The sequence below is a fragment of the Streptomyces sp. NPDC050508 genome (genome assembly GCF_040655155.1).
Lineage (GTDB): Bacteria > Actinomycetota > Actinomycetes > Streptomycetales > Streptomycetaceae > Streptomyces.
On record NZ_JBFAJJ010000002.1, the window covers coordinates 444691 to 457781 of the forward strand.

Annotated in this window: 13 protein-coding genes; 7 read left to right on the top strand and 6 right to left on the bottom strand. The window is 72.4% G+C overall.

Going from position 1 to position 13091, the window contains the following annotated elements; genetic code table 11:
• Position 1 precedes the first annotated feature (1 nt).
• The 3 genes from AB0I69_RS07180 (at position 2) to AB0I69_RS07190 (ending at position 1866) form a co-directional block, all read left to right on the top strand.
• Positions 2-199 (top strand): hypothetical protein, encoded by a 198-nt coding sequence (locus AB0I69_RS07180; protein ID WP_363094565.1) that lies wholly within the window; start codon positions 2-4, stop codon positions 197-199.
• The gene (locus AB0I69_RS07185; protein WP_363095021.1) at positions 196-522 is read left to right on the top strand and encodes a ribosome-inactivating family protein; all 327 of its coding nucleotides are present in this window, start codon (positions 196-198) and stop codon (positions 520-522) included. The genes AB0I69_RS07180 and AB0I69_RS07185 overlap by 4 nt, the downstream gene beginning before the upstream one ends.
• 99 nt (positions 523-621) lie before the next feature.
• A complete protein-coding gene (locus AB0I69_RS07190; protein ID WP_363094566.1) occupies positions 622-1866 on the top strand; it encodes an amidohydrolase in 1245 nt (414 codons plus the stop codon).
• Here AB0I69_RS07190 and AB0I69_RS07195 read toward each other — a convergent pair whose 3' ends face one another.
• The 3 genes from AB0I69_RS07195 to AB0I69_RS07205 form a co-directional block, all read right to left on the bottom strand.
• Complete coding sequence (locus AB0I69_RS07195) at positions 1867-3051, bottom strand: hypothetical protein (protein ID WP_363094567.1); 1185 nt, start codon at positions 3049-3051, stop codon at positions 1867-1869.
• Positions 3052-3168: 117 nt separating this feature from the next.
• The gene (locus AB0I69_RS07200) at positions 3169-4305 is read right to left on the bottom strand and encodes a PP2C family protein-serine/threonine phosphatase (RefSeq protein WP_363095022.1); all 1137 of its coding nucleotides are present in this window, start codon (positions 4303-4305) and stop codon (positions 3169-3171) included.
• Positions 4306-4373: 68 nt separating this feature from the next.
• Positions 4374-5012: an NAD(P)H-binding protein gene (locus AB0I69_RS07205; protein ID WP_363094568.1), complete on the bottom strand. Its 639-nt coding sequence runs from the start codon at positions 5010-5012 to the stop codon at positions 4374-4376.
• 103 nt (positions 5013-5115) lie between these two features.
• Between AB0I69_RS07205 and AB0I69_RS07210 the strand changes: the two genes are divergently transcribed.
• Positions 5116-5562, top strand: a complete 447-nt coding sequence (locus AB0I69_RS07210) for a hypothetical protein (protein WP_363094569.1) — start codon at positions 5116-5118, stop codon at positions 5560-5562.
• Between the two features lie 65 nt (positions 5563-5627).
• Here the strand turns inward: AB0I69_RS07210 and AB0I69_RS07215 are convergent, their stop codons facing one another.
• Entirely contained in the window at positions 5628-6215 is a 588-nt protein-coding gene (locus AB0I69_RS07215; protein WP_363094570.1) for an SH3 domain-containing protein, read from the bottom strand.
• A gap of 1013 nt (positions 6216-7228) precedes the next feature.
• Positions 7229-8614: a PLP-dependent aminotransferase family protein gene (locus AB0I69_RS07220; RefSeq protein ID WP_363094571.1), complete on the bottom strand. Its 1386-nt coding sequence runs from the start codon at positions 8612-8614 to the stop codon at positions 7229-7231.
• 93 nt (positions 8615-8707) lie between these two features.
• Here AB0I69_RS07220 and AB0I69_RS07225 point away from each other — a divergent pair, with 93 nt between their 5' ends.
• The 3 genes from AB0I69_RS07225 to AB0I69_RS07235 are packed head-to-tail and all read left to right on the top strand — an operon-like array spanning position 8708 to position 12520.
• Positions 8708-9460: an alpha/beta hydrolase gene (locus tag AB0I69_RS07225; RefSeq protein WP_363094572.1), complete on the top strand. Its 753-nt coding sequence runs from the start codon at positions 8708-8710 to the stop codon at positions 9458-9460.
• A 37-nt stretch (positions 9461-9497) separates the two neighbouring features.
• Positions 9498-10496 carry an endonuclease/exonuclease/phosphatase family protein gene (locus AB0I69_RS07230; protein ID WP_363094573.1) on the top strand — a complete coding sequence of 333 codons (999 nt, stop codon included), beginning with the start codon at positions 9498-9500 and terminating at the stop codon, positions 10494-10496.
• Positions 10497-10522: 26 nt separating this feature from the next.
• Positions 10523-12520 (top strand): FUSC family protein, encoded by a 1998-nt coding sequence (locus AB0I69_RS07235; RefSeq protein ID WP_363094574.1) that lies wholly within the window; start codon positions 10523-10525, stop codon positions 12518-12520.
• A 2-nt stretch (positions 12521-12522) separates the two neighbouring features.
• Here the strand turns inward: AB0I69_RS07235 and AB0I69_RS07240 are convergent, their stop codons facing one another.
• Positions 12523-13071 carry a hypothetical protein gene (locus AB0I69_RS07240; protein ID WP_363094575.1) on the bottom strand — a complete coding sequence of 183 codons (549 nt, stop codon included), beginning with the start codon at positions 13069-13071 and terminating at the stop codon, positions 12523-12525.
• Positions 13072-13091 lie beyond the last annotated feature (20 nt).

Here is a 13091-nt window from a genome sequence, read left to right on the forward strand (position 1 = left end):
CGTGCCAATCAATACGCCGGTCGGAAACCTGGACCGTGTCATCCCCCACACCGAACGACTGGAGCCCGATCGTGAGCAGTCCCGCCCTCGCCCTGCGAGCAGGCAGGCGGTCAGCAACGACGAGCGGAACAACTACTTCACCGTCAACATCAGCAGCAGCGAGCACCCGGAGATCCGCGTTTCAGCGACGCGACCCTGAACCACTGGCCCGGCGCCGCCAACTCCACGGGCGCCCAGCGGGCCGGTGCGCTGATGTTCTACGTCGAGGCGATCTCCGAGGGCGCCCGCTTCAACGCGATCTCGGACCGGATCGAGGCCAACATCGGGTCGAGCACGGGCTACCAGTTCGACCACGACGACGACGGCCTGATCCACAACTGGCAGACCCTCGGCAACAACCTCCAGAACCGCCTCGACAACCAGCACACGGCGGCGACCCCGAACATCGGCCGCTACCACTTCGACACCCTCCAGGCGATCGCGAACATCCTGCGCCTGGCGATCGAGCAGGGCACCAAGTAGCCGACGGCGCCCACCCCTTGCCGCCCCGGCGGGACATCCCCCCTGTCCCGCCGGGGCTCCCGCACGCACATCCACATCCGGCCCGCATACGCTGCGTTCGTGACCTCTTCCGCCGCCGCGCGCACCGCACTCGACCTCACCGCAGACCTCCCCGTCCCCGACCTGGAGGACTTCTACCGGGACCTGCACCGCCACCCCGAGCTGTCCGCACAGGAGCACCGCACGGCCACGAAGCTCACCGAACGCCTCACCGAGGCGGGCTACGACACCGTCGAGGGCATCGGCGGCACCGGCGTCGCCGGAGTGCTCCGCAACGGCGACGGCCCGACCGTGCTGCTGCGCGCCGACATGGACGCACTGCCGGTACAGGAGGAGACAGGCCTGTCGTACGAGTCCTCGGTCCCCGGCGTGATGCACGCCTGCGGGCACGACCTGCACGTGACCTGGCTGGCGGGTGCGGCCCGGGCGCTGGCCGCCGGGCGGGACACCTGGTCGGGGACGCTGGTCCTGGTGGGGCAGCCCGCGGAGGAGACGGGCGCGGGCGCGGCGGCGATGGTGGCCGACGGCCTGTACGAGCGCGTCCCCCGCCCGGACGTACTGCTCGCCCAGCACGCGGCACCGGGACCCGCCGGGTTCTACCCGCACTCACCCGGCCTGATCATGTCGGCCACCACCGATATCGACATCGTCGTCCACGGCCGCGGCGGCCACGGCTCCCGCCCCGAGACGACGGTCGACCCGGTCGTCACGGCCGCGTACCTGGTGACCCGCCTTCAGACGATCGTCTCCCGGGAGATCGCGGCCCGTGACTCCGCCGTCCTCACGGTGGGCCGTATCGAGGCGGGCACCCGGCACAACATCATCCCGACCACGGCCCGGATCTCCCTCAACCTGCGCACCCAGTCCACCGACGTACGGGACCGGATGATCGCCGCGATCCGCCGCATCGCGTCCGGCGAGTGCCTCGCCGCGGGCTGCCCGACCGAGCCCGAGGTGACCATCGGCGTCAGCCTCCCCACGATGGTCAACGACGCCGACACCGACCGCCGAGTCGCCGCCGTGCACACCGAGGTCCTCGGCGCGGGCACGGTCTTCGACCCCGGCCCGGCGACGGGCAGCGAGGACTTCCCCCTCCTGGTCCCGGACGGGGTGCCGTACTCCTACTGGTTCGTGACGAGCACCTCGGCGGACGTGTGGGACGCGGCCCCCGGCACGGACCTGATGGAGAAGTTCCACGCGGTCCCCAGCAACCACAGTCCGAACTTCGCACCGGACCTGGTGACGGTCGTACCGGGTGTACGGACCCTGGTCTCGGGCGCGTTGGAGATGCTGACCGTGAAGTGACTAGCTCTGCGCCTGGAGTTGCAGCAGCTGCTTCCTTACGTGGTCCAGGGCGCCCGCGCGGCGACCTGGGACACGGCTCCTCAACTCGGCGAGCGCGAGGCCGAGTTCGCGGGCGGGGGCCGGTTCGCGGATCTGCCCCCACTGGTGGTGGGCCCGGTCCACGGCCGCCTCGACGGCAGGTGTACCGGGTGGCTGTCCCGCCGCCAGCCGCGCGGCAGCCACCGCGAGCCAGGCCCGGCAACTGCGCACCGGATCTCCGGCCAACATCGCGAGATCGGCCCGGACTTCGGTCCAGTGCAGCGCTTCTTCGGAACCCCGGCCGTGTGCCCGTACGGCGGCCTGCTCGTGCTCGGCGGCGAGGGCGTCGGCGGCGGTGTGGCGCCCGGATTGGACTGCGTCGGTGATGGCGGTGTGGGGGTCGCTGTCACTCTTCTGGCTCCGGCCGGCATCATCCAGCCCGTCTGGGGGTCCCCCCTCTGGGGGAGTCTGAGGACGAGGCCCCTTCAGGGCCGATGGGGGTCTGGGGGCGGAGCCCCCAGGGACGCCGGCCCCGACAACCCCCGGCGCCGCAAGCACGACGTCCGCATACCCCTCCGCCCCCAACCTCCCCAACGCCTGCTGATGCAACTGCTCCACCGGCGGACGCCACCCGCTCCGCAGAATCGTCGCCACCGCCTTCATGTACGACGGCACAGCCACCACCCGCCGAGAAGGAGGCGGTGCGATGCGACCGTAAACCGCGTTCGCGCGGCCCGAGTCGAGCGGACGGGCCCGCAGCCACTGCCAGGTCTCCGCGTCGGCGTGCAGGTCGAGCAGCAGCGTCGTCGTGCCCGGTGCGCGCAACCGCAGTTCCTCGCGGACCCAGGCCCAGGGGAACCCGGTGTAGCGGACGGTCGCCGAAGTCGTGCGGGCCAGCGCGAGGTGCGGAAGGTGCTGTTTCCGGTCGAGTTGGAGCTGGCCGGTGACGAACACGGTCAGCGGGCCGGGGGCGGTGGCGGCGGCCCGCAACCGGGTGAGCACCGCCTGCGGCTCCAACGGGTCGGCGAGTTCGACAACGTTGGCGGTCTCCGTGCCGGACAGCACGGCCGGGGCGACGGCCGCGAGGACCGGGAGCACGGACGCCGCGTCCACCAGACGCCCCTTGCCCACCGGCGAGGCCGCGAGCAGCAACACCGTCCCAGGCATACACCCTCCCCCGAACCGTCGATCACAGCGAATACGTCGATCACGTCGATCACGTCGATCACTTCGTACCGCAGCACCGTAACCTCTGCCCAACCTCTGCTGCTGCAAAGGGTGATGTCAGGACCGCCGTACCGCGAAGATCGTGGTGTCGTCGGCGAGGTGTCCGCCGCAGTGGGCCAGGGTGCCGTCGCGGACGTAGGCGACGAGACGGTCCGGGTCGGCGAGGCGCGGATCGGCCGAAACGCCCTCGGCGACACGGGACTTGAGCGGATAGAAGACGCCCGCGCTGTCTCGTGCCTCGGTCACTCCGTCGGTGACCACGAGAAGGGTCTCGCCGGGCGCGAGGGTGATGCGGATCGTCGGCGGCGGACCGTCCATGCCCGCCAACTCGCCCAGCCCGACCGGGAGTCCGTGTCCGGGCGGCAGGGACCGTACGCCGGACGGGCCGACCACCAGCGGGGGTTCGTGACCGAAGTTGACGACCTCGACCGTGCCGGGGTCGGCGGCCGGGAAGCTCAGCAGGACGGCCGTGGCGAAACGGTCGACGTCCTCGCGGCCGAGGGCGGCGAGATGCCTGCCGTGGCGCAGCATCCGGATCTCCAGCCGGGCGGCGACCGTCGCAAGGTCCGGTTCGTGGTACCCGGCCTCGCGGAACGTGCCGAGCAGCGCGGCCGCCGCCTCCACCGCGCCGAGGCCCTTGCCCTGGACGTCGCCGACGAGGGCGCGGGTGCCGTGCAGGCCGGGCTGGATGTCGTAGAAGTCGCCGCCGACGCGGGCGACGGCGTCGGCGGCGAGGTAGACGGCCGCGTGGTCGAGGCCGCCCCAGCCCGGCGGCAGCGGGCGCAGCAGGGTGCGGCGGGTGGTCTCGGCGACGTCCCGCATGTGCAGCATGCGGCGCTCGCCGCGCACCCGGACGGCGCAGGCCAGTACGGCTAGGACACCGCCGACGCCGACGAGGATGAAGTCGGGCAGGCCGGTCTGGTACTGGCGCGGCCAGGCGTGGTCGGCGAGGGCGTAGGTGGCCAGGCCGAGGACCGCGAACACGGCGGTGCCCCGCACCCCGCAGATCGCCGCGGCGATACCGGGCACGAGGACGATCCACGAGACGGTCCGGAACTCACCGCTGGTGTACCAGTCGACGAGCAGGATGGTGACGAGCACCAGCAGCGGCGGCACCCAGGCGACGCTGCGACCGCCGACGCGCAGCAGTTGCTGGCGCCGGAGCGCGTCGGGGTCCCGCCCGGCGCCGGACAGCCGGTCGAACGCGGAGCGGCTGGTATCGCCGTAGCGCACCGGTCTGAGTCCGCGGCCGTTCACGGCCGTCAGTACGCGACCGACATCCGGCTGCGCGGGTGGGCGTCCTGCTCCAGTTCGTCGACGAAGGCGACCGCGTAGTCCTCGGCGCTGACGAAGCTGCGGCCCTGGTCGTCGGTCATGAACTCGTCGCCGCCGACGCGGAAGCGGCCGGTGCGGGTGCCGGGGGCGATCTCGGCGGCGGGGGAGACGTAGGTCCAGTCGAGGCCGTCGTCGAGGGCGCGGTAGTAGGCGAGGACGTCGCGGTGGGCGTGGGCCTCCGGGAGGTAGGCCTCGGGGAAGCCGGGCTGGTCGCTGAGCGCCTGGCCGGGGGCGACCTCCAGGCCGCCGGCGCCGCCGACGACCATCAGCCGCCCGACACTGGCCGCGCGGACGCCCGCCACGAGTGCCTCGTTCAGGGCGAGGAAGGGCCCGCGCGGGTCGCTGCCGTCGCGGGGCGGTACGCACGCGGAGGCGACGGCGTCGGCGCCGCGCACCACCTCCGCCACCCTCTCCCGGTCGGCCGCGTCGGCCGCCGTGGCCGTGATCCCGGGGAGCGGTGACTGTCCGGAGCGGCTGACCGCGAGGACCTGGTGTCCGCGGGCCGACGCCTCGGTGGCGATCCGGCTGCCGACCATGCCGGTGGCGCCGAAGAGTACGAGCTTCATGCGCCCCAGCGAAACATGGGGCAACCAAGGCCGCACCCCGACTTGCCACCGCCTCCCCCGGGGTGTGCATTGGTAGACGGGGGCGAGAGAGAGGAGTGCTCTCATGGCTCAAGCGGCACCCACGCCGGGCTCGGGCGGATTCACCGCCCCGAGCGGTCTGCCCGACATCTTCGACGTACGCGTCCACCGCGTGGCGAGCGTGGCGATCCCGGTCGTCCTGGGGCTCGTCTACGGCTACTGGGCGGCGGCCAACCGTCGCAGCGGCGGTCCCATCACGGGCTGGAACATCCTGTTCGGCTTCGTGACCGCGCTGGCGTTCATCGTGCTGTGCCTGGCGGTGGCACGGTTCGCGCCGCTGCTGAAGCGCGAACTGCACTCGCTGGTGAAGTCCGGCTTCGCGGGCGCCGCGCTCGGCTTCCTGTACAGCCAGAGCGGCGAGAGCGTGCTGCGGTCCACGGCCGTCGGGCTCGCGACCACGGCGGGCGTGTTCCTGGTGTTCTTCTACCGCTACTACACGCGCGAGGACGGAGCGGGCAACCGCATCCGCTGACGTCGTACGGCACAAGGAGTGGGCCCCGGCCGGTCGGCCGGGGCCCACTCCTTTCCCCTTCTCCCTTACGGCGCCCAGTTCCAGATGCCGCCGCCGGACGAGGAGCCGGAGGCGCTCCAGCTCCACGAGCCCGAGACGCTCCAGGACCCGGAGGCCGAAGTGCTCCACGCGGACGAGTTGTCGGTCCAGTTCGGGTCGTTGTTCCAGTTGGAGTTGCCGGAGTTGTTGTTCCAGCCGGAGTTCGAGTTGCCGCCGTCCTTCCAGCCCGGACAGGGGTCCGAGCAGGACGGCACCCGCTGGCCGCCGGTGTCGACGAAGGCGGCGCTCGCCCAGCCCTGCGCGCCGACGAGCCAGTACCAGTCGGAGTTCCCGTTGACGCTCTGTCCCCTGACCACGCATTGGACGCGGTCCTGACTGCCCGGTGAGAGCGCGTCAACGACGGGGGACTGAGTGGTGGGTGACTGCCGCACGTTCAGATCCGTGCGGGAGACGATCGTGCCCCAGATCGGACTGCCGCCACCGCCGCCACCGCCATGTCCTTCGGCGTACGTGGGCGGTGCTGCCGCCGCCGTGGTGCCCGCCGCCGCGACGGCGAGAGTGCCACCGGTGAGCAGGGCCGCGGCCAGAGTCCGCAGGGCCGGAGTGGTGCGCATGTTCGGCCTCCTTCTCCCCAGCTCCAGGAAACACCCGTTCGGGTGAACCCTCCACCGGAGGGCGGAATCCCCAGTTCCGCCAAGGGTTTCGGAGGGTTCCGGGGGTTTCCGCAACCCCACCCGCCCGTTCGGCTGGACCTTGCACCCGAATGCAGTCAACCCGCTCGCGCACCACGCCCCCCGGCCCTGTCCTGAAGGGGTGCCCCCACGTCTCCGGAGCGCCCTGTCGGCCGTACTCGTCGCCCTCGCCTGCCTCCTCACGCCCTTCGGCGCGCTGGCGGCCTGGGCGGCGTACGGGCTGACCGACTCCGGCCGCTACGTCACGACGATGGCGCCCCTCGCGGCCGACCCGGACGTACGGAACGTCATCGCGGACACGGTCGGCGCGGGCATCCTGCGCGAGGTCCATGTGGACGGGACACAGGGCACGATGGCGCCGTTCGTGCACGACGCGGTGCGCTCGTTCACCAGGACCGAGGCCTTCCGCCTGGCCTGGGACGAGGGCAACCGCGCGACCCACGACGCCGTGCTCCAGGCCCTGGAGGACGACCGCCAGAGCGGCACGGTCACCGTCGACCTCGCCCCGCTGACCACCCACATCAAACGTCAACTCGCCCACGACAACCTCCTGTTGGCGAACCGCATCCCGGTCGAACACACCGAGGTCGCGGTTCTCCCGGCCGGTGAGCTGGGCCCGCTCCGGAAGGGGTTCCACGTGCTCGAAGTCGCCGGCTTCTGGCTCCCCGTCGCCGCCGCCGTCTTCGCGGTCACCGGCATCGCCGTCGCCGTGCGGCGCCGTCGCGCGATCACGGCGACCGCGCTCGGCACGGCCCTCGGCGGCGCGCTGCTCGGCCTCGCCCTCGCGATCGGCCGCCACTTCACCGTCGCCGACCTGCCGGCGGAGGTCTCCACGGCGGCGGGCGGCGCGATCTACGACGCCCTCACCTCGACCCTGCGCACGGTCGCCTGGCTGCTGCTGGGCGTCGGCCTGACGGTGGCCGCGGCGGCCTGGCTCACCCGGTACGCCCGCCGGGCAGGGGAGTTCCTGCTCCTGCCCCTCCGCCTCGTGCGAGGCCGGCGAGCGTCCGCAGCGCCCGCGTCAGATCGGGCACAGCAGCCGACGCAAGCCCAAGTCTGACCGCGTCCGGGGTCCGGTTCGGGTCCACCACGAAGGCGGGCCCCGGTGTGACGGCGATCCCGAGCGCCGCCGCCGCGGCCGTGAACGTGTCCGCCCGCCACGGCGCGGGCAACTCCCACCAGGCGTAATAGGTGAGCGGATCGGACCGTACGGCGAACCCGGCCAACTCCTCGGCGACGAGCCGCTGTCGCCCCGCCGCGTCCGCCCGCTTCGCGGCCACCAGCCGTGCCACCGTCCCGTCCGCCGTCCACCGCGTCCCCGCCTCCAGCGCGAACCGCCCCGCGCTCCACCCGCCCGAGCGGACCGCGGCGGCCACCGCGTCGACCCGCTGCTCCGGTACGACGAGGAAACCGACGGTGAGCCCCGGGGCGACCCGCTTGGACAGCCCGTCGACGACATGGACGAGGCCGGGGGCGTGCGCGGCGAGCGGCGCGGGGGAGTGCGGATGGAGGAAGGACCAGATGCGGTCCTCGACGACGGGCAGCCCCAACTCCCGCACCACACGGGCGATTTCGACGCGCCGCGGCTCGCTCGTCGTCACCGAGGTCGGGTTGTGCAGCGTCGGCTGGAGATAGAGGGCGGAGAGGGGCGCGGTGCGGTGCGCGGCGGCGACGGACTCCGGGCGCGGCCCCTCGCCGTCCGCCTCCAGCGCGACGAGGGTGATGCCGAGGCGCGCCGCGATCTGCTTGACCAGTGGATACGTCAACGGCTCCACCCCGACCCGGCCGCCCGGCCGGACCAGGGAGGCGAGGGTGGCGGCGATGGCCTGCCGGGCGTTGCCCGCGAAGAGGACCCGGCCGGGATCGGGACGCCAGCCGGGGGTGGCGAGCAGGTCGGCCGCCGCCTCACGGGCCGCCGCCGTGCCGTTGGCCGGGGCCGGCCGCAGCGCCTCGGTCAGCACGTCCGGGCGGAGAAGGGGCGCGAGGGCGGGGGCGAGCAGCTCCGACTGACCGGGCGCGGAAGGGTAGTTGAGCTCCAGGTTCACCGGCGCGGAGTTCGGGGAGGTTGCCGCAGCCGGCGCCTCGATGAGGGCCTGCCCGTACGGCCCCGCCGCCGCGGCCCGTACGAAGGTGCCGCGCCCGACCTCCCCCACCACCAGTCCCCGCCGCACGAGTTCGGCGTACACCCGCCCGGCCGTCGACCCGGCGATCCCGCGCCGCCGGGCGAACACCCGTTGCGGGGGCAGCTGTTGGCCCGGCCGGAGCCGTCCGGAGGCGATGTCGTCCGCGATGCGGTCGGCGATCCGCCGGTAGTCACTCACAGAGCCACCCCCACCTAAATCTCTTTCCTCACATTGCACCGAGGGCAAAGATCTTATTGCACCGATGAGTCGAGCGGATCTAGGGTCGATCACATGCCACCCCTTACTTCCCCTTATCTCCCCCTTGTCCTCATCCACGGCCACCCCTTCGACCACACGATGTGGACCCCGCAGATCGAGGCGTTCTCCCCCGCCCGCCGGGTCGTCGCCCCCGACCTGCGCGGCTACGGCGCCTCCCCCTCGATCCCCGCCATCACCCGCTTCTCGGACTTCGCCACCGACATCGAGGCGCTGCTGGACGGGTTGAAGGTGGAGACGTGCGTGCTGGCCGGGCTGTCGATGGGCGGCCAGATCGCGATGGACTGTTACGGCCGGTTCCCCGACCGCGTCCGGGGCCTGGTCCTCGCCGACACCTTCCCGGCGGCGGACACACCGGAGGCGGCCCGCACCCGGGACACCACCGCCGACCGCCTCCTGCGCGAAGGCATGGGCGGCTACGCCGACGAGGTCCTGGAGCGGATGGTGGCCCCGCACGCGGACGCCCCGGTCAAGGCGCACGTCCACCGCATGATGACGGCCACGCACCCCGAGGGCGCCGCGGCGGCCCTGCGCGCCCGGGCCCAACGCCCGGACTACCGCGACCTGTTGACCCGGGTGACGGTCCCGGCCCTGGTGGTCGTGGGCGCGGACGACACCTACACCCCGGTCTCCGACGCGGAGGCGATGCACGCGGCGCTCCCCGACTCCACGCTCCGCGTGATCGAGGGCGCGGCCCATCTGCCCAACCTGGAACGCCCGAAGGAGTTCAACGAGATCCTGGGGGAGTTCCTGGCACACGTGGGATGATTTCGGGCATCTGCGTCCACCGGCGGAAGGTCACCCCTTGGGCACCACGACCACCGAGTGGACCGCCGCCGACTTCGTACCCGAACGCCACCGCGGGCGACGCCTCGCGAGCTGGTGCGCCGGACTGCTGTTCGCCGTGGTGAGCGTGGTCGTCGGCTGCCGTGCGGCCGACACGGACGGCATCACCCCCGTCCCCCAACTCCTCGCCTTCCTGCCCTGGTTGCTCGCCCCCACCGGCTTCGGACTGCTCCTCGCACTCCTCACCCGGTGGCGGCTCGGCCTGGTCTGGGGCGTAGCGCTGCTCGGACTGCTGGCGTGGTTCATCGAGCCGTACGGGAAGAGCGACGACCCGAGCGGGCCCGCGCTCGCCGAGTTCCGGGTGCTGACCTCGAACGTCGAGTTCGGGCAGGGCACCGGCTCCCTGGTCCCGGTGATCCGGCGGGAGCGGCCGGACGTGGTGTTCGTGGAGGAGTGCGAGTACACCTGCCAGGCCACGCTGCGCCGGGACTTCGACACCGAGTTCCCCTACCGGCAGGCGGTCGTCGCGGCCGGCTCCCACGGCTCGATCATCCTCAGCCGCTTCCCCCTCAAGGGCACGAAGGGCGTGACCGGCACGATGGGCATGCCGGGCGCGGTGGCCGATGTGGACGGCCATTCCGTACGGCTCCAACTCGCGCACCCCATGCCCCCGTTGCCGCGCCAGGTCGCCCTGTGGCACCGCGAACTCGGCAGGCTCCGCACCTACGCGTCCGCGGACCCCACCACCCCCACGATCCTCGCCGGCGACTTCAACTCCTCCCAGGACCACGCGGCCTTCCGCCACATCCTGGACACGGGCCTGCGCGACGCGGCCCGCCTCGCCGGGCACCCCCGCACCTCCAGCTGGCCGGAGAGGTTCGCCCCCACCTTCGGCACCCAGATCGACCACGTCCTCCTGTCCCCGGACTTCTCCGCGAACAGCGCCCGCTTCCTCGACCTCGCCGACACCGACCACCGCGCCCTGCTCGTCGACATCGCACTCCACCAGCACGAATAACTTCGGGGGCTGCCCATAATGGGCGCATGTCCCGCGAGTTCCCCATCGGCCTCACACCCCCCGACTGGCTGGTGAGGAACCTCCAGCCCCCGCAGGCCCCCCTCAACTGGCCTGCCATCGCCCGCGCCGCCGTAGCGATGGCCCTCCCCCTCACCATCGGCCTCGCCGCCGGACAGACCGCCTACGGCGCCCTCGCCTCCATGGGCGCCCTCTCCGGCGTCATCGGCGACACCGCCGACGCCTACCGCATGCGCATCCTCAACATCGCGATCCCCCAGCTCTTCGGCGCCATCGGCGTCACGCTCGGCTCCGCGGTGTACGGCCACGGCTGGTATGCCGTCGCCGCGCTCACCGGCATCGCGCTCGTCTCCGGGATGATCTCGACGATCGGCGCAGTGGCCTCCGTATCCGGCCTGCTCCTGCTCCTCAACTCGGTGATCGGCGCGGGACTTCCGCTCCCCGGCGCGTGGTGGCTGGCCCCTGTCCTGATGTCCGGCGGCGGCCTCCTGGTCCTCCTCCTGGCCCTGCTGGCCTGGCCGTTGCGCTCCGGAATCCCGGAGCGATCGGCGGTGGCGAACACCTACCGCACCGTCGCCGACCTCCTCGCGACGTGCGGCGACGACCCGACGGCCGGCTACGACGCCGCCCGCCAGTCCGTCACCCAATCCCTCAACCAGTCCTACGACCTGGTCCTCGCCCGCCGAGCCCGCCACCACGGCCGCAGCCCCGAACTGACCCGCCTGCTGGCCCAGTTGAACGCCATCACCCCGGTGGTCGAGGCAGCCCCCGCCGTCCACCAGTCGGGCCACCCGCTCCCACCCCAGATCCGCGAGACGGTCCGCCACCTCGCGCAGGCCGTCGAGACCGGCTACACCGGCCCGATAGGGCTCGACCTCCCCACCCCCACCGGCGAGACAACCCGCGCGATCGACCACGCCCTGCGCCACGCGGCGGAGGTGGTCACGGCCCCGGACGTGGACCCGAGGGGCATCGACGACCGCCTGGGCCGCCCGGCGGCACTCCGCATCAGGGCCGCGAGAGCCGCCCGCAACGTCCTGCTGTCCTCGGGCTCCTGGCGCTACGGCCTACGCCTGGCGGTCTGCATCGGCCTGGCGCAGGTGCTGGTGTCGTCCGTCCCGGTACCGCGCTCGTACTGGGTGGCCCTGACCATCACCTTCGTCCTCAAGCCCGACTTCGGCTCGGTCTTCTCCCGGGCCCTGCTGCGCGCGCTCGGCACGGTGGCGGGACTGGTGATCGCGGCGGCGGTCCTGTCGGCGGTACCGAGGGGCTGGTGGGACGTACTGGTCCTGCTCCTCCTGGCCCCGCTGATCCCGGCCCTGACACCAAGGGGTTACGGCTATCAGACGATGGCGATCACGCCGGTGATCCTGCTCCTCTCCGACGTCCTGAACCACCAGGGCACGGCGTTGCTGCTCCCCCGCCTGGTGGACTCGCTGATCGGCTGCGGCATCGCGCTGGTCGCCGGCTACCTGCTCTGGCCGGAGAGCTGGCACACGCGGGTAGGCGACCGCCTGGCGGAGGCGGTCGCGGACACGGCACGGTACGTGGACTCGGCGTTCGGCACATCCGGCGTATCCGGCACATCCGGTGCCTCGGGTGCCTCGGGTGCCTCGGGTGCGGAGGTCGACCCGGCCGCCCGTGCCCGCATGCGCCGCCGCCTCTACCGCGACCTGTCCGTCATCCGCACCGAGTTCCAACGCGCCCTCACCGAACCCCCGCCCACCGGCCGCCGGGCAGCGGGCTGGCTGCCCCTGGTCGTCGCCGTGGAACGGATCGTCGACGCGACGACGGCGGCGAGGGTCCGGGTGAAGCACGGAGCACCCCCGCCGTCACCGGCCGAGGTGGCCCAAGTAGCCCTCCAACTCAGGGAGTTGTCGCAGGGCGTACGCGAGTCGGAGGTGCTGGTAGAAGTCCGTACGGATCTGACGGGCCCGGCGGACAGCGTGCTGGAGCCACTGCGGCAGGAGGTCGCGGCGGCACGGGCGATCGCATCGCCCCACTGAGATCAGGGCAGTTCGAGATCGGGGAGCGCGAAGAAGTCCGAGATCACCCGCGCGATCCGTTCCTCCTGGTCGTCCCGGTCGAGTTCCGCGTGCGGCCCGATCAGCCGCGCCGCCGTGAGGGCGGACGCCAGCAGATCGGGCTCGTCACCGACGCCGTAGTACGGGGTCTCGAAGCTGAACCCGCTGACGAGACGTCCGTCGCGGTAGTACTCGAACGCGGGCCCGTGCGCCTTGGCGAGACACGGTTCCGTGACGATGACGACGAGTTCACCGCCGCCGCGGCACACCTGCCCGTAGTGGGTGAGGTCGTAGTCGTCGCTGTTCCAGCCGAACATGTCGTGCATGACCAGCCCCCACCCGGTGTCCTTGGCGTACGCGAGCGGGATGCGCTGCACGGCGAGGAGTTCTCGCGTGAGCGCGTCCAACGACATCCCCCGGAAGAAGACGACGTTGACCTCGTCGTGGTGCGGGAGCGGACGGTGTATCCAGTGTCCCGTGTCCTCGGCCTGCGTCATGTCCGTCGTGTCCGTCGTGTGCCTCGCGTCCGTCATGAAAGGCACCGTAGAGGGCA